The organism is Alphaproteobacteria bacterium LSUCC0396 (assembly GCA_041228345.1).
Classification (GTDB): Bacteria; Pseudomonadota; Alphaproteobacteria; order Puniceispirillales; family Puniceispirillaceae; genus UBA3439.
This window is the reverse complement of sequence record CP166131.1, coordinates 896,887-918,232: the sequence shown is the minus strand read 5'-3', so window position 1 is coordinate 918,232 and position 21,346 is coordinate 896,887. Positions and strand designations below refer to the sequence as shown.

Annotated in this window: 18 protein-coding genes; 14 read left to right on the top strand and 4 right to left on the bottom strand. The window is 50.7% G+C overall.

Annotation, left to right across the window (positions count from 1 at the left end; translation table 11 throughout):
• The first annotated feature begins 39 nt into the window (after positions 1 to 39).
• Genes AB8881_04575 through AB8881_04560 form a run of 4 tightly spaced genes read left to right on the top strand, consistent with a single transcriptional unit; the run spans position 40 to position 3,814 of the window.
• Complete coding sequence (locus AB8881_04575; GenBank protein XDZ64162.1) at positions 40 to 957, top strand: ABC transporter permease; 918 nt, start codon at positions 40 to 42, stop codon at positions 955 to 957.
• Positions 957 to 1,847 (top strand): ABC transporter permease, encoded by an 891-nt coding sequence (locus AB8881_04570; protein XDZ64161.1) that lies wholly within the window; start codon positions 957 to 959, stop codon positions 1,845 to 1,847. Before AB8881_04575 ends, AB8881_04570 begins: the two co-directional genes overlap by 1 nt.
• A 9-nt stretch (positions 1,848 to 1,856) precedes the next feature.
• Complete coding sequence (locus AB8881_04565; protein ID XDZ64160.1) at positions 1,857 to 2,858, top strand: ABC transporter ATP-binding protein; 1,002 nt, start codon at positions 1,857 to 1,859, stop codon at positions 2,856 to 2,858.
• Positions 2,855 to 3,814 (top strand): ABC transporter ATP-binding protein, encoded by a 960-nt coding sequence (locus tag AB8881_04560; protein ID XDZ64159.1) that lies wholly within the window; start codon positions 2,855 to 2,857, stop codon positions 3,812 to 3,814. The genes AB8881_04565 and AB8881_04560 overlap by 4 nt, the downstream gene beginning before the upstream one ends.
• Before the next feature lie 12 nt (positions 3,815 to 3,826).
• Here AB8881_04560 and AB8881_04555 read toward each other — a convergent pair whose 3' ends face one another.
• Both AB8881_04555 and AB8881_04550 read right to left on the bottom strand, forming a co-directional pair.
• Positions 3,827 to 5,278 (bottom strand): amidase, encoded by a 1,452-nt coding sequence (locus tag AB8881_04555; protein XDZ64158.1) that lies wholly within the window; start codon positions 5,276 to 5,278, stop codon positions 3,827 to 3,829.
• Positions 5,279 to 5,325: 47 nt separating this feature from the next.
• Positions 5,326 to 6,720 (bottom strand): M20 family metallopeptidase, encoded by a 1,395-nt coding sequence (locus AB8881_04550; GenBank protein ID XDZ64157.1) that lies wholly within the window; start codon positions 6,718 to 6,720, stop codon positions 5,326 to 5,328.
• Between the two features lie 284 nt (positions 6,721 to 7,004).
• On the opposite strand from AB8881_04550, the gene AB8881_04545 reads away from it, so the two are divergent.
• Both AB8881_04545 and AB8881_04540 read left to right on the top strand, forming a co-directional pair.
• On the top strand, positions 7,005 to 7,961 hold the full coding sequence (locus AB8881_04545) for a TAXI family TRAP transporter solute-binding subunit (protein ID XDZ64156.1): 957 nt from the start codon (positions 7,005 to 7,007) through the stop codon (positions 7,959 to 7,961).
• Positions 7,962 to 8,057: 96 nt separating this feature from the next.
• The gene (locus AB8881_04540; protein ID XDZ64509.1) at positions 8,058 to 9,821 is read left to right on the top strand and encodes a TRAP transporter permease; all 1,764 of its coding nucleotides are present in this window, start codon (positions 8,058 to 8,060) and stop codon (positions 9,819 to 9,821) included.
• Between the two features lie 71 nt (positions 9,822 to 9,892).
• Here AB8881_04540 and AB8881_04535 read toward each other — a convergent pair whose 3' ends face one another.
• The gene (locus AB8881_04535) at positions 9,893 to 10,822 is read right to left on the bottom strand and encodes a LysR family transcriptional regulator (protein XDZ64155.1); all 930 of its coding nucleotides are present in this window, start codon (positions 10,820 to 10,822) and stop codon (positions 9,893 to 9,895) included.
• Between the two features lie 318 nt (positions 10,823 to 11,140).
• Here AB8881_04535 and AB8881_04530 point away from each other — a divergent pair, with 318 nt between their 5' ends.
• The 8 genes from AB8881_04530 (at position 11,141) to AB8881_04495 (ending at position 19,853) form a co-directional block, all read left to right on the top strand.
• Entirely contained in the window at positions 11,141 to 12,133 is a 993-nt protein-coding gene (locus AB8881_04530; protein XDZ64154.1) for a TAXI family TRAP transporter solute-binding subunit, read from the top strand.
• A gap of 85 nt (positions 12,134 to 12,218) precedes the next feature.
• Entirely contained in the window at positions 12,219 to 14,312 is a 2,094-nt protein-coding gene (locus AB8881_04525; GenBank protein XDZ64153.1) for a TRAP transporter permease, read from the top strand.
• The gene (locus tag AB8881_04520; GenBank protein ID XDZ64152.1) at positions 14,312 to 14,668 is read left to right on the top strand and encodes a cupin domain-containing protein; all 357 of its coding nucleotides are present in this window, start codon (positions 14,312 to 14,314) and stop codon (positions 14,666 to 14,668) included. The genes AB8881_04525 and AB8881_04520 overlap by 1 nt, the downstream gene beginning before the upstream one ends.
• The gene (locus tag AB8881_04515) at positions 14,665 to 15,921 is read left to right on the top strand and encodes an NAD(P)/FAD-dependent oxidoreductase (protein XDZ64151.1); all 1,257 of its coding nucleotides are present in this window, start codon (positions 14,665 to 14,667) and stop codon (positions 15,919 to 15,921) included. The genes AB8881_04520 and AB8881_04515 overlap by 4 nt, the downstream gene beginning before the upstream one ends.
• The gene (locus tag AB8881_04510) at positions 15,918 to 17,033 is read left to right on the top strand and encodes an NAD(P)/FAD-dependent oxidoreductase (GenBank protein ID XDZ64150.1); all 1,116 of its coding nucleotides are present in this window, start codon (positions 15,918 to 15,920) and stop codon (positions 17,031 to 17,033) included. The genes AB8881_04515 and AB8881_04510 overlap by 4 nt, the downstream gene beginning before the upstream one ends.
• Positions 17,026 to 17,328: a (2Fe-2S)-binding protein gene (locus AB8881_04505; GenBank protein XDZ64149.1), complete on the top strand. Its 303-nt coding sequence runs from the start codon at positions 17,026 to 17,028 to the stop codon at positions 17,326 to 17,328. The genes AB8881_04510 and AB8881_04505 overlap by 8 nt, the downstream gene beginning before the upstream one ends.
• A 3-nt stretch (positions 17,329 to 17,331) precedes the next feature.
• Complete coding sequence (locus AB8881_04500) at positions 17,332 to 18,714, top strand: NAD(P)/FAD-dependent oxidoreductase (GenBank protein XDZ64148.1); 1,383 nt, start codon at positions 17,332 to 17,334, stop codon at positions 18,712 to 18,714.
• Positions 18,714 to 19,853, top strand: coding sequence for an NAD(P)/FAD-dependent oxidoreductase (locus tag AB8881_04495; GenBank protein ID XDZ64147.1), 1,140 nt, complete (start codon positions 18,714 to 18,716; stop codon positions 19,851 to 19,853). Before AB8881_04500 ends, AB8881_04495 begins: the two co-directional genes overlap by 1 nt.
• 39 nt (positions 19,854 to 19,892) lie before the next feature.
• Here AB8881_04495 and AB8881_04490 read toward each other — a convergent pair whose 3' ends face one another.
• A complete protein-coding gene (locus AB8881_04490; protein ID XDZ64146.1) occupies positions 19,893 to 21,203 on the bottom strand; it encodes an NAD(P)/FAD-dependent oxidoreductase in 1,311 nt (436 codons plus the stop codon).
• Between the last annotated feature and the right edge of the window lie 143 nt (positions 21,204 to 21,346).

The window sequence follows — 21,346 nt, the reverse complement described above, 5'->3', positions numbered from 1 at the left end:
GCGCAGCTCTCTCACTGACGTTTTGACAGGTATGCTCTGATGCTTTTTTATACATTGAAGCGGTTTGGCCTCGCATCATTAGTCGCTTTAACGGTTTCTTTTATCAGCTTTGGTCTGCTCTATCTGTCGAGTGACCCAGCGATTGCTATGGCTGGTGAAACGGCTTCAGACGCGGATATTGAGGCCATTCGTAAACTATATGGCTTTGACCGGCCTATCCTTGTCCAGTATTTTGACTGGCTTCAGCGTGCAATTGGTGGTGACCTGGGAAAAAGCTATTATTTCCGAACTGACGTCAGCGCCCTGATTGGTGAAAGATTGCCCACCACCATGATGCTTGGGGTTAGCGCAATTACCTTTGCAATTCTATTCTCAGTTCCGCTTGGTGTTGCTGCTGCAATTCGTCCAAACAGCATTATTGACCGCGTTGCGCTGTTCTTATCTGTTATGGGGCAGGCGCTTCCAAGCTTTTGGTTTGCCCTGATGCTCATCGTTTTACTGTCAGTAAATCTGCGTCTGTTGCCAACATCCGGTTCCGATACATGGCTGCATTTTGTAATGCCAACCGTGGTTCTTGGGTATTATGCGGCGCCAGCGATTATGCGGCTAACGCGAACTGGCATGCTTGAGGTTCTCAGCACAGATTACATAAGAACCGCGCGGGCAAAGGGATTACGGCCGGTAGTGGTCCTCTTTAAACATGCTCTTCGTAACGCGATTATCCCTGTTGTCAGCCTAGCTGCGGTGCAGTTTGGGTTTATGTTGGGGGGGTCGATTGTTGTCGAAACAATTTTTGCTTTGCATGGGGCTGGCTTTTTAGCTTGGGAGTCAATTACCAGAAATGATCTACCGACAGTGCAGGGGCTTATTCTAGTCTTTTCATTATTTTACATTGTTCTCACATTTTTTGCTGATTTGCTAAATGCGTGGCTTGATCCTCGGATCAGGATTAGCTGATGTCATTATCAAATAGTGCAAACATAAATAGGTCAGGCAAATTGTCTTCGCTGATTAAAAAAGTCAAAGGCCATCAGGGCATGATCATCGGCTCGGTCATTGTCATTACAGTCATTGCCATCGCTTTGCTTGCCCCGCTTATTGCCCCGCACGATCCGTATCATCAAGATTTGATGCGGCGTCTTGTGCCGCCTGTTTGGGACAGCCGTGGTAGCTGGGAGCATATTCTTGGCACGGATCACCTTGGGCGTGATTACCTGTCAAGGTTGATATATGGGGCTCGAATTTCCCTGCTCATTGGCATCGGGGCTGCAGTTATTTCTGGCATCATCGGTACTTTTATGGGGGTTATGGCGGGCTATTTTGGTGGCCGCGTTGATATGGTCGTCACGTTTCTGATCACGGTCAGGCTCTCGATGCCGGTCGTTCTAGTGGCGTTGGCGGTTGTGGCGATTGTTGGTGGGTCGCTGCAGGTGGTCGTGACGGTGTTGGGCTTGTTATTGTGGGATCGATTTGCCGTGGTGATGCGGTCATCGACCTTGCAAATTCGTTCGATGGATTATGTTGCTGCAGCACGGGCGGTTGGCTGTTCAACCTCACGTGTTTTGATCGCAGAGGTGATGCCGAACGTGGTTAACAATCTGATCGTGATCACAACGATTGAAATTGCGCACGCGATTATTCTTGAAGCCGCATTGTCGTTCCTTGGCCTTGGCGTTCAACCTCCATTGCCATCCTGGGGGCTGATGGTGTCCGAAGGAAAGGATATGATGTTATTTGAGCCATGGTTGATTGCTATACCAGGAGTGGCGTTGTTTATGCTGGTTCTAGCTATCAATCTGATGGGTGATGGTGCACGGGATATAACTGCACCGGAAAATAGGAACTAGGGGGTGGGGATGCCTGATCGAGTGCTTGAGGTCAAAAATCTATCGGTGGATATTCCCCTCGCCGAGGGCGTGCTGCATGCAGTAGACGACCTCAATATTCATGTGGATAAGGGTGAGACGCTGTGCATCGTTGGTGAGTCTGGTTGTGGCAAATCATTGACCTCGTTGGCGATAATGGATCTGTTGCCCAAAAAAGCGATCCGGAGGCTACGACAGCTTGATCTGGCGGGCACGAGTATCCTTGATTATTCCGAGAAACAAATGTCGGATATTCGGGGTAACAAGATGGGAATGATTTTCCAAGAGCCAATGACCAGTCTGAACCCGGCCTTTACCATAGGCAATCAGATGATCGAGACATTGCACCGTCATCGCACCATATCAGGTGATGAGGCGCGCGATCTGGCAAAGCGTATGCTGGAAAAGGTTGGCATCACTGCGGCCGATCAGCGGCTTGGTCAATATCCGCATCAATTATCTGGTGGGTTGCGTCAACGGGTTATGATTGCCATGACGCTTTTATGTGAACCGGAATTGATTATCGCTGACGAGCCGACAACGGCGCTTGATGTGACGATTCAGGCGCAGATCCTGTTGTTGTTGAAAGACCTGCAAAATGAATTTGATATGGGGCTGATGCTGATCACACATGATCTTGGCGTGGTGGCGCGAATTGCGACCCGTGTTGCGGTGATGTATGCGGGCCAAATCGTCGAGCAGGGCACGGCGCAGCAGATTTTTGAAAACCCGCTTCACCCTTATACCCGCGGGCTTATGCGTTGTATTCCGGTGCCGGGAAAAACCAAGCGCGGTACGCCACTTGGGTCAATCCCGGGTATGGTGCCGTCGCTGATTGGCGAATTTACTGGCTGCAGGTTTGCTGATCGCTGCGATATGGCCAGCGATGCGTGTCGTCAGAGTGATATTTCGCTGCGTGACCCAAAAGGTAAAACACAGGCTTATCGCTGCATCCATGATGCTAAAACACTGGCAAAAAGTGAGGTGGCATGATGGCTGAACTAATGATTGATGCAAAGGATGTAACCCGGAACTTCTCTATTTCACGCGGTATGTTTCGGGGAAAGCAACAGCTCAAGGCAGTGAATGGGGTAAATCTGACGGTTGCGCGCGGCGAGGTTCTGGCACTTGTTGGCGAGTCGGGTTGTGGAAAAACGACGCTTGCCAAAATGCTGCTTGGTCTGTTGCCACAATCATCGGGCACGGTTGAGCTATGTGGCAAGCCGATCAATGATGTGCCGCGGCTCGAGTTGGCGCGAACTGTGCAGCCTATCTTTCAAGACCCATATTCGTCGCTCAATCCGCGAAAGACGATCGGCTCTATCATCGCGTTGCCGATGAAGGTGCAGGGCGTTGCTGATCTGGACAGTATGCAACGGCGAGTCGAGGAAACGATGGAGCTGGTGGGGTTGCCGCCGCGCCTTCGTAATGCCTTTCCAAATCAGTTATCGGGCGGCCAGCGCCAGCGCGTGGCAATTGCCCGTGCGCTGGTCAACCGGCCACAAATTGTCGTGTGTGACGAGCCAACATCGGCGCTGGATGTCTCGGTGCAGTCGCAGATATTGAACCTGTTGAACGACCTGCGCGATGAGTTGAATTTAACATATATTATCATCAGTCATAATCTGGCAGTGGTCGAACATATCGCAACGCGGGTGGCTGTGATGTATCTTGGGCGTATTGTCGAAGTCGCCGATACCGATAAATTGTTTAATGATCCGCAGCACCCCTATACACGCGCGCTGTTGAATTCAGTTCTGACCCCTGATCCAAATCTGGGGATTCCGAATAACCAGTTAGGCGCCAGTTATCCAAATCCGATTGACCCACCGACAGGCTGTTCGTTTCATCCGCGCTGTGCCAACGCAATGCCGCATTGCTCTGGCATTGCGCCAGTCGGAAAAGCTCAAAAAGGGCATTATGTCGAATGCCATCTTTATGAGGATTGATCCCGCTAGGCGTTAGCCTGCCGCTTTTGCAACATTTGCCAGATTGGCTATATCGGGAAGAGGGCGACGGGTTTTCTCGTTCACAGCAAGCACGTCCTCGAGCGCTTTTGCAACCTCAATAACAAGCCGATCACGCCCGGGCGCGCCCAGAATCTGGATGCCAAACGGCATGTGATGATCATCTAGCCCGCATGGCAGAACAACCGCGCTTGCAAGCGCCATTGTTGGCAAATAGGTGATCGCCAGCCAGCGCATATAAGTTTCCATTTGCACATCATCAATCTCTGTAACCGACCATTGATCATGCGGGAATGGTGAGGTTGATGCGGCTGGACAAATGACCACATCCACCTCGTCAAAGAGATCGAGCCAGTTGCGGGCAATCTTGCTTTGTTGCAGATGTGCGATTGCAACATCTTCCAGATTATAGGCAAGGCCGCGATCAACATTATCGACAACGTTCGGGCTTAGCTTGTCGCGGTGTTGACGGACACGCTCACCATGTGCGGCAACAAAATTCACCCCGCGCAAAACTTCAAATGAGTTATCACCATCGGTAAAGTCGGGGCTGCCCTCTATCGCAGTCGAAAAGTGACGGCCGAAAACACCAACCCGGTCGGCGAAAAGCGACCGATAGCTTTTTGACATTGGCGCGGCGCCAAGATCGGCCGTAATCATTGCCCTGATGCTGCCAAGATCGGCGCCTTCAAGGGGCGCAAATAAATCGATGTCAGGTGATGTTGAAAATGGATCATGCGGATCAACGCCCATCTGTGCCTGCAGCAATAGATAGGCATCGTCAACGGTGCGCCCCATCGGCCCGAGAACGGAAAAAGGAAGCAGGCCAACCGGCCGCCCTTCTGCTGCAACAACCCCCGGAGATGGCCGGATGCCGACAACACCGCAGAAACCTGCAGGCGTGCGCAGGCTGCCCCCATAATCAGATCCGCTGGCAAGCGGCATCATACCAGTGGCAAGCGCAACCGCTGATCCGCCCGACGAACCACCACAGGTTTTTTCTGGATTGAAAGGATTGCCGGTGGCACCAAATACAAGATTGCGTGTATTTGCCCCCGCACCAAATTCCGGTGTGTTAGTCTTGCCGATAATGATACCGCCCTCGGCGCGAATATTCGCAACTGACCCCTGATCCTTGGTTGGGATGTGATTGGCATAAAGTGTCGAGCCTAAAGTGGTGCGGATCCCGGCGGTCGCTTCAAGATCTTTGATGCCAACCGGAAGCCCGTGTAGCAAACCCAATTCCTGCCCACTCAGAACGGCTTTTTCAGCGTCAATTGCCGCGTCACGGGCGTGATCAAATGAACGCGTAACAACGGCGTTAAGCGCCCCATCTGTCGCTTCGATCCGGGCAATGCAACTATCCAGCAGCTCAACCGGCGAAATGTTTTTGCGTCCAATCATGCGGCGTAATTCGACAGCGGTCATGTCACATAGGTCTGACATATTATTTCCTCATGGGTAAAGATTAGGACAAAGATAAAGAGATTTGCTCAGTTGCTGTTCCGTGGGGTGTTTCCGGCACCAAGGTCCCACCATAACCCAGTCATTAGCCGTAGCGCCGATTGGGTGATTGATTCCAGAATATGCTCGTTTGGTGCGTGTTGCGAGCAGCCAGCATAAGAATGCGGCACCCAGATGGTCGGCAATCCAAGCAAATCTGCAAACACGTCATTGGGCAATGATCCCCCAAGATTTGGCATCACAGAAATATCCTCACTGGCCGTTTCGCCAAGCGATTTCAGCGCCCATTTCGCCCATGGATGATCGGGATCAAGCCGTGTAGCATACATCGGATCGCGCTCGCTGGTGATCGTGATATCATTGAATCCGTGCTTGTCGAGATGCGCGCGCAGCAGCGGCATTAACTGGCTAACTTCGGTGCCAACAACATAGCGAAGATGCCCAAACACCACGGCACTTGGCGGGATAGCATTGGCTGGTGATCGCGGATTACCAGTTTCAAACGCACGCACTTCAAACGTGTTGCTGGCAAAAACCCGTTCACCAAGCGTCATATCAGGCTCGCCCCAATTTGGGTTAATCTCGGGTGCGTTTTCGCCGCCCCCAACCTCTAGCTTGGCAATTGCTGCGCGAACCGAATTTGGGATTTGGGTGTTGCGCCATCCTTCGACAAGAATTTTTCCATTTCGATCAATCATGCTGGCAAGCGCATGTGCCATGACCACGCCGGGGTTGGTCAGCAGGCCGCCCCAATTCCCGGAATGATGACCGCCAGCGTGCGAATCCAGTCGCATGGTAAAATTAAATACCCCACGAGATCCCATAAAAATGGTCGGTTTATCGGGGTGGATGCGCGGCCCGTCAGACGCAATAAATACGTCGGCCTTGAATAGATCCCGATGGGCGGCACAGAAATCCTTTAGCCCGGGCGAGCCACGTTCCTCGCCCATTTCAATCAGAATGACAACATTGAAGCCAAGCGTGCCGCGCGCCTCGAGTACGGTTTTCAATGCGGCCATATTAATCGTGTGCTGGCCCTTATTATCGGCGGTGCCGCGGCCATACCAGCGCTGTCCATCCTTGGTGATTTGCCATGGCGACATTCCATTGTCCCATTGGGTATCGTATCCAGCAACCACATCGCCATGACCATAGGTCATCACCGTTGGTAGATCATCGCCTTCGATGCGCCGCGCCACCAGAAATGGGCCGGCGTCGTTGCGCGGGTTTGGATAGATTTCACAATCAAATCCAAGGTCGGATAAATATGGCACGAGATCATCATCAAGATAGGCCTGTAAAGCGGCCTCGCATCCGGCAAGGTTGCTTTCGGTTTTATAAGCGATCCTGCGCGCAAGGTCAGCCTCGAAACCGCCGGTGTGATAATATTCGTCAATTTTGGATAATGCCTGTTCTCGGCTCATTGCCATTTCCCTTTCGTCACATACCCGCATTTGCGGCAAAGCTAATCCCATGAGCATAAAACCAGCATGATGAAAAAGTGAAGTTTATTCTCAGCCAATAACCTTGGAAGGGATCGGTTGATTTATGGCTAAAACGGCATAGTGACTGACGCTGTAAGCGCATTGCCGTGGCAGTATCAAGAATAATGACAACGCGGCCTTGTTATAAATGCCGGCTTGATATTGCGATTGAACCACTAGCCTAATGTGCTAGGGTTTTAAAAATATTTTGGGAGGCAAAAACAATGAAACTCAATTCGATAGCAAAGATTTTGCTGGCGGCGGCGATGATCGTGCCAGCAACACAAGCGATAAGTGAAACGCGCGTTACCTATAAATCGGCAAAGTCGACTTCATCCTATTATCAAATGGCGGTACAGATTGCCGAGGGGGTGAAGCAAGGCTCGAAGGGCGACATAACTGTCACCGTCGAAGAGAGTCAGGGGTCGGTTCAAAATGTGATGGAAGTGATCGGCCGTAAAGGTAATTATGTGTTCACCACACCGCCCACGCTGATCAATCTGGCCCGTGGTGGCAAGGCGATGTTCAAGGATAAGGCAAATCCGCGCTTTAATGAAATCAGGGCTTTGTTCCCAATTCCGTCTTTGACCATGCATTTTGTGATGTCGGAAGCGTCAGGTGTAACCGATTTCAGCGGTATGGAGGGCAAGACAATTTTGCTTGGCAAGGGGTCGTTTGGTGCGAGAGAAGGCGCAAAATATCTCAAGCTGTTTGGCCTTGAAGGCAAGGTGAAGCTGGCTGAGGTTGAATTATCGAATGCGGTTCCTGCGCTAAAGAATGGCCAGATTGACGGGTTTGTGACGGCCGGATCCTACCCGGCACCAAATGTGATCGAGGCGGCAGCATCTGCCGGTGCGAGGGTGCTGTCTCTATCTGATGAGCAAATCAAACTGTCAAAGCGCACGCGGCTCGAGATACCGGCTGGCACATATGCTGGTCAGTCGTCGGAGATTACCACAACATCATTGCCCGTTGTCGCCTTTGCCACAACAGATATGGATGACGCGACAGCCTATGCCTTGACCAAAACCTTTTGGGAAGCGAAAGCGTCCATGGGTTCTGCGGCAAAATGGTGGAATGGTGTATCGCTTGATATGCTTGATAATATTGTGACCGAGATCCATCCGGGCGCCGTAAAATACTATAAAGAGGTCGGTGCCAAGCTGGCATCACATCACTGATCATTTTCGGTTCAGTGAAACCAAGATGATAGGGGCAAGCGTTGGTGATAATGGTTGCCCTTTTTTATCGGATATTAAGCTGGAAATCTGTCAATGATGGCACCGTTGAAATCAACAAGATCTATTTGGATTGGGCTTGGGGCTTTATCTGTTGTGTTTCATCTATGGCTCATTTTTTCCGGCCTTGTGCCCAATCTTGTATCAAGGCCGCTTCACATGGCGCTGGTTATCCCGTGGGTTTTTCTGTTCAAATCATCAATTGGGTTGCGGCGCGTTTGTGACTGGGGCTTTACCATCATCGGAATGGCGGCTTGCCTCTGGATTGTCGTAAATCACAATTTGCTGCTCGATCAATATGGCTATCTTGCCAATCAGTTTCAGACGTTTGTTGCAGTTATCCTGTTGATGACGGTATTGGAAATGGCGCGCAGGTCCATTGGTTGGCCGCTTCCTCTGCTGGCTTTGATCGCGCTTTTCTATGGGCTGTTTGGTAACTATGTTCCGGGCGAATTTGGCCATCCGGGAACGCCGCTTGCCAGCTTTCTTGGCACAATGACAATCGCCGAGGGCGGTATCTGGGGCACATTAACCGGTGTTTCCGTCTCAATCGTTGCGATTTTTGTTATTTTTGGGGCCATGTTGAATGCGGGCGAGGCTGGTGCCGGCTTTATGAATGTTGCGACATCGGCGGCAGGGCGGCTGCGAGGGGGCGCGGCAAAAGTATCGGTTCTATCGTCAGCATTATTTGGGTCAATATCAGGTTCGGCATCGGCAAATGTGGCCTCTACCGGTATTGTAACATTGCCAACGATGACCTCACTTGGCTATCCAAAACGGATCGCGGCGGCGGTAGAGGCGGTGGCGTCATCAGGCGGTCAGATCATGCCGCCATTAATGGGCGCAGGCGCGTTCGTCATGGTCGAATTAACCGGCATCCCCTATGGCGAGATCATTGTCGCGGCTGCACTGCCGGCGCTATTATATTTCTTTGCCGTTTGGATTGGGGTGGATATTTATGCAATACGTTTCGGACTGCGCCCGCTTGATCCCGCGGCGCGTCCGGCTTTTCGAAACGTGCTGATAACGGCCAGCTTCTTTTTGATACCATTTACCGTTCTTTTGTTTTTTATGTATGTCGGTTTTACCCCGCAATATGCCGCCGCAGTGGCCATCTTAGCCGCAACATTTTTGCTATTTATTAACGGATCACTGGTAATAAGCTTTCGTGCGGGCGTGGGGCGCATATGTGACGCGGCTGTCATAGCCGGCGGCCAGATTGCCATGATCGCGTCAATAATTCTTTGCGCATCGATTATCATAGGCGTGCTTGGAATAACCGGTCTCGGGATTAAGGTGACATCACTTATTTTGTCTTTTTCGGGCGGAATGATCTGGCCAGCATTATTATTAACCGCGCTTGCTTGTCTTTTCCTTGGCATGGAAGTGCCAACAACCGCGGCCTATGTGATCTGTGTTTCGGTTGCAGGGCCGGCATTGATTGATCTTGGAATGGCACCATTGACGGTGCATTTGTTTGTTTTCTGGTATGCGCTTTTATCGACAATCACGCCGCCCGTTTGTGGTGGGGTGTTTATCGCTGCTGGCATGGTTGGTGAAAACTGGCTGCGGGTCGGGCTGACGGCGATGGCGCTTGGTATCGGACTTTATCTGATCCCGCTTGGTATGGTGATGCATCCCGAGCTGCTGACAATCGACACGACGCCTGTATTGTCATTATTTGCGTTTTGCAAAATTGCCCTCGCTCTTGGTCTGACATCCTATGCGGTAATCAGTGCAGCCAAACCGTTTCGCCGCCTGATAAGCCTTGTTCTGGGCATGGCACTATTGCTGATGAACTAAATTCTAATCGTTGGTGGCGCGTGCCTATATCGTAGATTTGGCAAGCGCCGATGTTATTATGACTGACATCATTATGACGTGACCGACGTGCCATCATCAACGTGACTTTGCGCTTCTGCCAGCATTTTGATGACTGCAGCCTCAAGTGTCGCTGCAAAGGCCATTGCCGATCGTGATAGCGGCCGACGTTTTGGAGTAATGATAGAAAATCGATAAGTTATCTGCGGTTTAAATCGTCGAAAGGCAATGTTGTTGTTATTTGACCAAAGGTGTCTATGTATCCAGGCATTTAAGGGGCTGAAGACGCCAAAGCCTGCGCCTGATCCGATAATTTCATATTGGGCAGCACCATTCTGCATCTGAAATTTTGGATCGAAAGCTGCGCCGGCATTGTCAAAAGTCGCTTTTAGCGCCTTGGCAATATGATGTTCGGGAAGAAAGCTGGCACATGGTCGACCTGCGAGGTCGGCAGGCTCAATCACTGATTTGGCCAACAGCGGATCACCATTTGGTAAAGCACAAACACAATCAACGTCAAAATGCCGACAGTGAATTAAATCGCTATCTTCGCCGCGCTCGGCAAGGCCAACATCAAATCGTTGTGCCTCCATGCTGGCAATCACTTCGGGCGAGCCTTGAACGGCAACCTGAAAACTAGCCTGTGGATAATCTTTGGAGAATTCAGCAATAATCCCCGGCAAAAAATGATCACCAAAGACTGGCATAGAACTTATATTTATTTTCCTTGGGATTGCTTCATTACCCGATTTTAACAGCCGTTTAAGGTCGTCAACCTGTTCTAAAATCGCCGTGGCTCTGTCGAGCAGGAAAAAGGTCTCAGGCATGGGGATTAGACGACCTTTTTCACGCTCAAATAGTTGGCAATTCATGTTTCGCTCAATTTCTTTAACGGTGGCGCTCAGTGCAGGCTGGGTACGCCCCAATTGACGCGCCGCTGCAGAAATTGAGCCAGCAGTCATTATTTCCCGAATTACTGTCATTTGCCATATGCTGATCATGCGGTGCCCATTTTTCTATTTGCCAGAATTCATATGATAGCCAATAAGAAAAACTTATGGAATTAGAATAATTTATAATTTGTGCTAATGGATTTTCTGGAATTTAATCTGTTGTTAATTGGCGTCATTTTTTTTGTGATGCTGAATAGGCAATTGGGGGATTGCCCTGTCGTCGTGCATCGCGCTTAGATTAGGGGTGTACCCTTCATTTGTTGGGCTAGGCGTTTAGCTGAAACCATGCCTTACGGGCAATCAGCTGCAAATGCTAAATTAATAGACGCAAATATTGTGGAGGAACGCATGAAATATTTAAGCAAGCTATTTGCTACAGCTTTGGTTTCATTGCTTGCAATGGGCAGTGTGGCTCAGGCGCAGGACATGAAATTTTTCCGGATTGGCACCGGTGGCACTGGTGGCACCTATTACCCGATCGGTGGTTTGATCGCTAACGCAATCTCAAACCCGCCAGGCTCACGCCCATGTGAGAAAGGCGGCAGCTGTGGTGTGCCTGGTCTGGTTGCGATTGCTGTTTCAACAACTGCATCGGTTTTTAACGCTAATGCCATTCAAGCAGGCTCGCTTGATGCCGGTCTGGCAGGGGCACAAACTGTTGTGCAAAGCTATAACGGCGAAGGCAAGTTTGTGGACAACAAAAAAGACAAGATCCGCGTCATTGCAAATCTTTACCCGGAGAGCATGCATTTGGTGCTTAAAAAGGGAACAAAGCTAAACAGCCTGAAAGACCTTAACGGTATGAAGGTTGGCGTGGCTGCGGCAGGTTCCGGTACTCAGGTGTCTGTTCGCATGATCCTCAAGCATTATGATATCAAGGCTGAAGAATATGAGTTGAACGTTGGACAAAGCGCACAGCGTCTTGCTGATGGGCAAATCGACGCGTTCTTCTATGCTGCTGGTACACCGCTTTCATCCCTGATCCAGCTGGGTTCAACCAAAGGCTTTGATCTTTACAGCTTTTCAGCTGATGAGCAAAAGACGATCAATCAGATCATTCCTTACTATGTTGAAGACGTCATTGAAGCGGGTGTTTATGAAAACATCGGCTATAACGTCAACACTGTCGCGGTGAATGGTCAGTTTATCACGTCAATCGATCAGCCTGCCGACCTTATCTATGAGATCACCAAAGCATTGTGGAACGACAATACCCGCAAGTTGCTAGATAAAGGTCATCCAAAAGGCAAAGCCATCCAGAAAGCAACAGCGTTGAAGGGTGTTTTGATTCCATTGCATCCTGGCGCCGAGCGTTTCTACAAAGAAGCTGGCTTGATGTAATTCCATAATTTCTGTTGGGGCGGTCAGTTGCCGCCCCAACAAATCCAAATTTTGAATATTACCTCTCGATCAGGGGCGCAGAGTCATGGAAAAGTTTAGCCTTGAGCGGGCATTATCTCTTGAGAGCAAATATGACGACTCACTTGCCACAAGGCCGATTGGCGCATGGCTTGCTAAGTTTGTTTTCTCCTTCAGTATTATTTTTGCACTTTATCATTACGTGACATCGGGCATTGGTGTGCCGGTGGATTATTGGCATATGGGTGCCCATATGTCGGGCGTCATTATTTTAATCTTTATTTCTTTTCCTGCGTCAAAGCGTCTGCGGCAACGGTCGGTAAATGAACAACCGTGGTGGAGCTTCTCCGGTGTGCCAATCTATGACTGGCTGCTGATGATTGCGGGTGTGACGGCGTCACTATATGTTGGCTTTAGCTGGTATGGGTTTGAGTTTCACTTCTTGGGGTTCAGTTTAGTTGTTCCTGAACAAGTGCTACGCATGGGTGTGCCCTTGCCGATTGATGTATTTTTTGGAACAGTTTTGATTTTTGTCCTGCTTGAAGCGGTACGGCGAACGATTGGTATAATTGTACCGATCATCATTCTTTTATTCACAGCGTACGCGATTTTTGGGCAATCAATTCCTATTCAAATCATGAAGCATCCAGGTCTGAGCTGGTCACTTTTTGTTAATAACATGTATTTTCCAGATCTTGGTATCTATGGGGTTACCTTGTGGATTGTCTCGACAGTGGTGTTTCATTTTGTGCTGTTTGGCGTTTTGGCTCAGCGCATTGGCCTTGGACAATTCTTCGTTGATTTGGCGACAGTCGTTGCCGGCAGATATACCGGCGGCCTAGCAAAGGTTTCGGTCGTATCTTCGGCGCTGTTTGGCACGATCTCAGGATCATCAATCGCCAATACCGTATCAACGGGATCACTAACCATACCGAACATGAAAAAAAGCGGTTATCCCGGACATTTTGCTGGTGGCGTTGAAGCTGCGGCTAGTGCTGGTGGACAAATTACCCCGCCTATCATGGGAGCCGCAGCTTTTGTTTTGGCTGAGTTTCTTGAAATTTCATACACTACGGTGGTTATCGCAGCAGCTGTACCTGCAGCAATGCATTACATTGGAGTTATGTCTATTGTCCATTTTAAGGCTAAAAAATTAGGCCTTAAAGGCCTTAGCCCTGAACAGATACCTCAATTTTTGGCGGTGCTCAAGCAAGGTTGGATGACAGCTATCCCTCTTATTGTACTGATTTATGTCTTGTTTTCTGGCTATTCACCGCACATGGCGGCGTTTTGGGGTATCACGTCCATACTAGTCGTTGGCTTTATAAATCCAAACCACCGTATCGGTGTAGGTGATTTGATGGCTGGTGCGTCGCAAGGGGTGAAGTATGCTCTTTCTGTTGGAGCGGTATGTGCGGCAATTGGGATTGTCGTTGGTGTCGTTAATGCCACTGGCCTTGGTTTTCGCTTGGGCTTCATGGTAACCAACAGCGCGCTTGGCATGGGTGAAACGATTCAAGGCTGGTTTAGCTATGTGCCATTAATTGATTTTTCCTTAAACGACATTACGCTGTTTATTTCTCTCATTCTAATTGCAATTACTTGCATCCTAATGGGCGCGGGCTTGCCGACAACAGCGCTTTACGTGATGTTGGCAACCGTTGCCCAGCCTGCCCTATCAGGACTCGGTGTTCCCCCGCTGGCATCGCATCTTTTTGTCTTATATTACGGTGTGATTTCTGAGATAACACCGCCGGTTTGTGCTTCCGCTTATGCTGCGGCTGGTATTGCTGGTTCAAACCCTTTCAAAACTGGGTTGTCGGCCTTTTCGCTTGGCATTGGCAAGCTGCTGGTGCCGATGGTGTTTGTCTATTCACCGGCAATGCTGATTGTTCTTGATGATTATTTCACCTATGCCGAATTTTTCCAGACAACCATAACCTGTGCTTTGGGTGTGTTCATGATTTCAGCGTCGGTGGCGGGCTATTTTCTGGTTTCGATGAACGGGCCAAGCCGTGTCATGTTTGCAATTGCTGGTTTGCTTTTAGTTTCGCCAAGCGCCACAGCGGCATTCTATTCACTGGCCTTTGCGTCGCCGGTGCTGGTGTGGCAAATATATGCGCGTTATTTCAGCCAGGAGCCAAAATCAGGAGTGGTTTGATGCATCCGGCATCACGTGATACGCAGACGGCCTATCATTGGGGTAATGGCGGTGTTGGCTGGCCACTTGTCGAGACTGCGGGCTTGCTTGTGATTGAGGAAACGCTGGCACCTGGCTGCAGCGAAAAACATCATTATCACAATCAAGCGGAACAATGTTTCTATATGCTGGCGGGGCGCGCGGTGATGCAGTTTGCGGATGGCCAGCATATTGAGATTGGCCCGGGTATGACCTTGCATATCCCGCCCAAAACTCCCCATGCAATTGTTAATCAGACGGTTGAAGAAATCCGCTTTCTGGTGATATCGGCGCCATCATCGCGCGGTGATCGGTATGAAGGGGAACCGGACCGATGACACTGCCGGAAACGAGGATTGATGTTGCTGTTATTGGGGCAGGCATTATTGGCGTCTGTACGGCGCTTGAACTTGTTGAACGCGGCATGAAGGTCACGATTTTTGACCCTGCGCCGGTATGTAGTAAAACCAGCTATGGTAACGCCGGCGTCATCTCGCCATGGACCTGTGTTCCGCAGTCAATGCCGGACTTGTGGAAACAGGTTCCGCGCTGGCTAATCGACCCAGAAGGGCCGGTGTCGGTCCGCCTCGGCTATTTACCAAAATTAATGCCATGGGTTTTGCGGTTTCTGGCGGCAGGGCGGTCTGAACGGCTTGATCCGGTTGCTGATGGTCTATTCCGCTTAAGCAGGGGCAGTGTGGCCGCCTATAAAAAACGGCTTGCCGGAACCGGACAAGAACAGCTGGTTCGCGACTCCATGTATGTTCATGTCTATCGAAATTCAAATGCGGCGTCGCTTGAACATCTCGGTTGGCAGTTGCGTCAGGCGCGTCAGGTGCCAATCGAACTGATTGACAAGCAGGCCCTAAAGGAAATCGAACCGCATATTGCTGATGATTTTGAGGCGGCAATTCTGATCAAACATCAGGGGCGTGCAAGTGACCCTGCGGGGATTGGAATTGCCTTGGCGGAAAAGGCATTGGCAAAGGGTGCCAATCACATCCAAACAAAGGTCCACGAAATTCATCCCGATCAGGGTAGTGGTTGCCAGCTGGTCACTGATAAGGGGGTGTTTTCGGCTAAAAAAATTGTGCTGGCCGCCGGCGTATGGTCATGTCAGTTGCTGGCACGCTTTGGTATTAAGCTGCCGCTTGAAGCTGAGCGTGGCTATCATCTGGTATTACGCAATCCGGGTATCACCATCAATCATTCGGTTATGGATGCCGACCAGAAATATGTCGCCAGCTTGATGCAAGCTGGTGTCAGGGTTGCCGGTACGGCTGAATTTGCTGGTCTTGAAGCTGCGCCAAATTATGCGCGTGCACGGCGTTTTGCTGATCAAGCCAAAAAGCTTTTTCCGCAATTAAACTGTGCTGATCCGGATGAGTGGATGGGATCGCGCCCAAGCTTTCCTGACAGCCTTCCCTGTCTTGGTAAGATTCCGGGTGTGAATAATATCATTGCCGCTTTTGGGCATTCGCATTATGGGTTGGGCATGGCGCCAGCTACCGCCGAGATAATCGCTGATTGCATCACCAAAAATATAGATCACAAAACGCTGTTACCATACAGCATCATGCGGTTCCAATGACCGATATTACCAAATCCAATTTTGATGCAATTATCGCTGGCGGTGGTCTGATCGGCCTTGCCATCGGCTATGGGCTGTCGCGTCGTGGCTTGTCAGTGCTGTTGCTTGACGCTGAAGATAATGCTTTGCGGGCGGCACGCGGTAATTTTGGGCTGGTCTGGGTGCAGGGTAAGGGTGCCTATTTTCCGGCCTATGCTGACTGGACAATGCGATCATCCGAATTATGGCCAAAGCTGGCCGGGGACTTGCAGGAAACCGGCGGCCCCGCCTTGGGTCTGCATCAAGAAGGTGGCCTTAGCATATGCCTTAGCGAGGCCGAAATGCAGCATAGATTTGAAAAGCTGGATCATCTTCGGGCCCATCAAAATGGCCGGTTCCAGTTCGAGATGCTTGATCGTGCTGCACTGAAAGAGATTATGCCCGGCATCGGCCCCAAGGTTGTCGGGGCGGCCTATTGCCAGCATGATGGACATGTGAACCCGCTCTATCTGATGCGGGCTTTGCAAACTGGTCTAATCAGAAATGGCGGTGTTTGCCTTGCAAATGCTGCGGTTCGCACAATTGATAAAACAGGAAATAGCATCCGCGTTGGCACCGAAAAAGGTGATTTTGAATGTCAAAGAATTGTTCTGGCGGCGGGGCTTGCCAATGCCGAACTTGCCCCAATGGTTGGTCTGCAGCAATCGCTAAAGCCGCAAAAGGGGCAGATTGTCGTGACTGAAAAGCTTGATCAGCAAATTGCATTGCCGAGTTTGCTTTTACGGCAAACTGACGAAGGTGGATTGATGATCGGTGACAGCCATGAGGATGCCGGATTTGAAACCAGTGTTCGCCCCGATATTGTTAGCGGGATTGCCGATCGTGCATTGGCGACCCTGCCTGCCTTGGCTGATGTTGGGGTGGTGCGAAGCTGGGCTGCGCTTCGGGTGATGTCAAAAGATGGTTATCCGATTTATGATCAGTCTGAAACGATACCGGGTGCCTTTGCCATATCTTGTCATAGCGGTGTAACATTATCGGCAGCACATGCGTTCGATCTTGCCGGCTATATTGCCGAGGGTGGTTTAGGCCCAGAGCTTGAAGGGTTTTCCCAGAGGCGGTTCAATGTTTAAATCGACAATGCCCCAAAATGGCAAGATTGTTCATCTTCACTTTGACGGAGAAGCAATAACCGCTTTTGATGGTGATAATCTTGCCGCGGCATTATTGCGTGCTGGCAAGGTTCAATTCCGCACTGCCGAAAAAAATGATCCGCGTGGTCCTTATTGCATGATGGGTGTTTGTTTTGAATGTCTTGTCGAAATTAACGGCAGGCCCAATCAGCAGGCATGCCAGATCACCGTTCGAGATGGCATGATGATTCAGCGTCAAAATGTGCCCGATAACGCCGGCAAGACATCAGGATAAAAGATGGCAAATCAGCATTTTCAAATTGTCATCATTGGCGCTGGTCCTGCTGGTATGGCGGCGGCTCTGACAACAACAAAGGCTGGTCTCGAGACGATCGTCATTGATGACCAGAAAGATAATGGCGGTCAGGTTTACCGGAATCTGCAGGCCAATCAGAAAACCTCACCTGCCTATCTTGGTCAGAGCTATTATGACGGCGTCAAGCTTGCCCAGAGCTTTGCCGATTGTGGTGCCATTTACCGGCCCGATTGCACAGTTTGGCAAATCACCGATACGCATGAAATTGCACTTGTCTCGCAGGGCAAAGCCGAATTAATCACCGCCGATTATATCATCATTGCAACCGGCGCGATTGAACGACCAATGCCGGTAAAGGGCTGGACATTGCCTGGTGTGATGAGCGTTGGCGGCGCGCAAACTCTGTTAAAACAGGCAGCAATTGGGGCTGAAGATGCGGTATTTGTCGGGTCTGGCCCGCTTCTATATCTGACTGCGTGGCAATATATCAAAGCGGGGCTGTCGGTTCGGGCTGTTATTGACATTACTGGCACCAAACAATGGCGATCGGCTATTCCATTTGCCCCTTTGGCATTCTTGCAACCCGGAATGGTAGCGATGGGGCGGAAATGGCTCGGTGATATCCGTCGTAATACCGAGGTAATTAACCATGTAATCGCGGTTGAAATCATCGGGCAGTCGCAGGCTCAGGGCGTGTCTTGCACCCTGTCGACCGGAGACAAAATTGAGATCGGCTCCAACCATATATTTTTGCATCAGGGCGTTGTGCCGAATGTTAATCTGACAATGGCAACCGGGCTTGCGCATCAATGGGATCATCAGGCACATTGCTGGCGACCAGTAATTGATGTCACCGGAAAATCGTCTGACGAGCAGATTTATATTGCCGGCGATGGTGCTGGTATTGGTGGTGCCAAGGCGGCCGTAATTGCCGGACGATTAGCAGCAAGCGCGATTGTCGCCCGCTGCGGCAAGCCGCGTTTTCTGGCACAGCTATATTATAAATTGCGGCATCTGCACTATCTGAGTATCCGTCCATTTCTTGACCGGCTTTATTTACCACCGGCCCATTTCCGGCTGGCGCAGGCTGACGAGACGATCATCTGCCGATGCGAGGCTGTTAGCAAAGCCGATGTCGATGCGGCGCTTGACAGCGGTGCCAGCGGCCCAAATCAGCTAAAAGCCTTTTGCCGCGCGGGGATGGGGCGTTGTCAGGGGCGTAGTTGCGGCTTGGTCGTTCAGGAAATGATTGCGTCCCATACGGGTCAATCAATGACAGAAACCGGCTATTACCGGCTTCGTCCGCCGGTAAAGCCGATCACCCTTGCCGAGCTTGCCAGCCTTGAGGGACCATGGCCAGACTAGTGGGACCGGCTGCTACGCGGCCTGTTGTTATTATTGGCGCAGGTATCCAAGGCTGCGCTACAGCGTTCTTTTTGAGCCAGCGTGGCCAGCCGGTCATTGTTGTCGATAAAGATCATGTCGGGCGCCATGCATCAGGGGTTAATGCTGGCGGGGTTCGTCGTCTTGGGCGCGATATTGCGGAAATTCCCCTCTCGGTTGCGGCGATGGACTGGTGGAACCAGATTGATCAATTGCTTGATATCGATAAGGGGTTTCATCGGCAATTTTATGTCAAGGTCGCGCTTGATGATGCGGGGGCTGATCTTGCGTCTCGGCGCATACAGCAATTACATAAGGCCGGATTCCAGCATGAAACATGGGTTGATCGTGACCAGCTGCTTTGCCGCATTCCGCATCTTACAAAATCGGTTCTTGGCGGTGTTCTGGTTCAGGGCGATGGCTGGGCCCTGCCGTGGAAAATTACGCGCGCCTTTCATGATAAGGCGGTGGCTCTTGGTGCCGAATTTCGAACGCCGGTGACTGTGACATCAATCGATAGATCTGGTGAACATTGGCAGGTGACAACTGATGCTGGCATGATCGAAACCGATATTGTGGTGAATTGTGCTGGTGCTTGGGGTGGGCGAATTGCCAGAATGACCGGTGATGTTTTGCCAATCGAGGCGCATGCGCCAATGCTTGTTATCACCGATCGCCAGCCAATATTTTTGCAATCTGTTGTTGGGGTCATGGGTGGCACATTGTCATTCAAACAGCTTGATAATGGGTCGATGGTAATTGGCGGTGGTAAGCGCGGTGTTGCAGATGTAGCGCGTAATTTGACACAAATCATTCCAGCCGGTCTAAGCAGTTTTGTGATGACCGCAGGGCGCGTCTTTCCACATTTGCGCGATGTCGCCATCTTACGCGCATGGGCTGGAATCGAAGGCTATACAAAGGATGATTTGCCGATTATCGGCAATGGTGGCGAAGCAGGTATAATTCATGGCTTTGGGTTTTCGGCACATGGGTTCCAGCTTGGGCCAGCAGTTGGCGAAGCCTTGGCAGATCTGGTTATGGCGCGGCAAACGCGAGTTAATCTTGCGGCGTTTTCACCGCACCGTTTCGCTGAGTCGCCGGATCAAACCAGCCGCCGTTAGGTACGCTGGCGGCTGATATAGTCTGACTGTAAGGCTCGGTTATTTTGACGTTGTTTTGAATTTATCCTGAATCGCATATAGCCCCATGGCCAATGGCAAAAACCATGGTTCGCCAGAATAAAACGGCATCGTGCGAAACGGAACGCCCTGAAATGCGCTTCCCTCAAATGCACTTCCATTCAGATCAGCAAGCACCATATGCGCCGCTTTTTGACCTAGCCAGCGCGCCCAAACCGTTCCCGAACCGCAATAGCCAGCTGGGTAAATAACCCCATCATGAACCGCCAGCTTTGGCAGCTGGTCGAACGGAAAGGCAACAAACCCAAACCAGTGATTTGTGATGGCGATATCGGCAAGCTGGGGAAAGATTGAGGCCAATCCCCCGACCAGCCTTTTACGCGCCCTGACCGGATTCGGACTCATCCGGCGCCCGCCCAAGAGGATGCGTTTTCCATCAGGTGATGGACGGTAATAATGCCCAAGCTGCAGGGCTTCGCCATACATGTTCAACCCCGGCATCAGGCTTTTGACCATATTCTCGCCAAGCTCTTCGGTAGCAATCATCTCGGAAATCACCGGAATAAGACGGCGGCGCAACCATGGCTGACCTGCATCTGTGTATGCATTTGTTGCGCTGATAACATGGCCGGCATGAATAACCCCGCGACTGGTCTCGACACGAAATTTGGGGGTGGGTGATGAAGTGCGTTGCCGGCTCACCGCGACCATTTTTGTCTGGGTTGCGATTTTGACCGAAGCTGCAGTTGCGACCTGGCACATGCCAGCCAGTAATTTTGCTGGATGAATGCCGCCAATATCGTCGCGCATCATACCGCCGCAATAACGCGATGTATCAATGTAATCAGGCAGGCTGGCGCGATCATAGACAACGGCGTCAATACCAAGCAATTTGGTCAGCCTTTCAGCATCATTTTTCATGCTATCGAGCGATTCTGGACGCAAGGCACCAACCAGACGCCCACATTGCTGAAGGTCGCAATCAATCTTTTCGCTGGTGATAAACTGTGCCAGATCAGCCCGCGCCGCTTTGGCTTCCTGGTAAAAAGCTGTGGCTTTTTCTGCGCCAAATCTTTTGGTCAGATCATCGAAAGACAGCCGCAAATTACCGCTGGTAATGCCGCCATTCCGCGTTGAGGCGCCCGACCCGACCTGGTCGCGCTCTAAAATCACCACATCAAGCCCGGCGCGGGCCAGCGGAATAGCAGCGCCAAATCCGGAATAGCCGCCGCCAATAATCACCACATCAGCGCGCGTCGGCCAGTTATCAATGATAAAATCCTGTGGTGGTGCCGCCTGCCACCAATAGGGATCATCTGAAATGCCTGTCATTGTTCCTATCCTTTATCAAGACATCGTGCGCCGCGCAGACATGGCGGACAATTTGGGTTTATGCTAGTCCAAGATTTAAAAATGAAAAGGCTGCTTTTTTCAAAATGGCATTCTATGTGATTTTTCTATCAGACTATGCTTTA

What these genes read in the sequence shown, in the direction of transcription:
- AB8881_04575 (XDZ64162.1), top strand. Translation starts at nt 40, where the DNA reads ATGCTTTTTTATACATTGAAGCGGTTTGGCCTCGCATCATTAGTCGCT.
- AB8881_04570 (XDZ64161.1), top strand. Translation starts at nt 957, where the DNA reads ATGTCATTATCAAATAGTGCAAACATAAATAGGTCAGGCAAATTGTCT.
- AB8881_04565 (XDZ64160.1), top strand. Translation starts at nt 1,857, where the DNA reads ATGCCTGATCGAGTGCTTGAGGTCAAAAATCTATCGGTGGATATTCCC.
- AB8881_04560 (XDZ64159.1), top strand. Translation starts at nt 2,855, where the DNA reads ATGATGGCTGAACTAATGATTGATGCAAAGGATGTAACCCGGAACTTC.
- AB8881_04555 (XDZ64158.1), bottom strand. Translation starts at nt 5,278, where the DNA reads ATGTCAGACCTATGTGACATGACCGCTGTCGAATTACGCCGCATGATT.
- AB8881_04550 (XDZ64157.1), bottom strand. Translation starts at nt 6,720, where the DNA reads ATGAGCCGAGAACAGGCATTATCCAAAATTGACGAATATTATCACACC.
- AB8881_04545 (XDZ64156.1), top strand. Translation starts at nt 7,005, where the DNA reads ATGAAACTCAATTCGATAGCAAAGATTTTGCTGGCGGCGGCGATGATC.
- AB8881_04540 (XDZ64509.1), top strand. Translation starts at nt 8,058, where the DNA reads ATGGCACCGTTGAAATCAACAAGATCTATTTGGATTGGGCTTGGGGCT.
- AB8881_04535 (XDZ64155.1), bottom strand. Translation starts at nt 10,822, where the DNA reads ATGACAGTAATTCGGGAAATAATGACTGCTGGCTCAATTTCTGCAGCG.
- AB8881_04530 (XDZ64154.1), top strand. Translation starts at nt 11,141, where the DNA reads ATGAAATATTTAAGCAAGCTATTTGCTACAGCTTTGGTTTCATTGCTT.
- AB8881_04525 (XDZ64153.1), top strand. Translation starts at nt 12,219, where the DNA reads ATGGAAAAGTTTAGCCTTGAGCGGGCATTATCTCTTGAGAGCAAATAT.
- AB8881_04520 (XDZ64152.1), top strand. Translation starts at nt 14,312, where the DNA reads ATGCATCCGGCATCACGTGATACGCAGACGGCCTATCATTGGGGTAAT.
- AB8881_04515 (XDZ64151.1), top strand. Translation starts at nt 14,665, where the DNA reads ATGACACTGCCGGAAACGAGGATTGATGTTGCTGTTATTGGGGCAGGC.
- AB8881_04510 (XDZ64150.1), top strand. Translation starts at nt 15,918, where the DNA reads ATGACCGATATTACCAAATCCAATTTTGATGCAATTATCGCTGGCGGT.
- AB8881_04505 (XDZ64149.1), top strand. Translation starts at nt 17,026, where the DNA reads ATGTTTAAATCGACAATGCCCCAAAATGGCAAGATTGTTCATCTTCAC.
- AB8881_04500 (XDZ64148.1), top strand. Translation starts at nt 17,332, where the DNA reads ATGGCAAATCAGCATTTTCAAATTGTCATCATTGGCGCTGGTCCTGCT.
- AB8881_04490 (XDZ64146.1), bottom strand. Translation starts at nt 21,203, where the DNA reads ATGACAGGCATTTCAGATGATCCCTATTGGTGGCAGGCGGCACCACCA.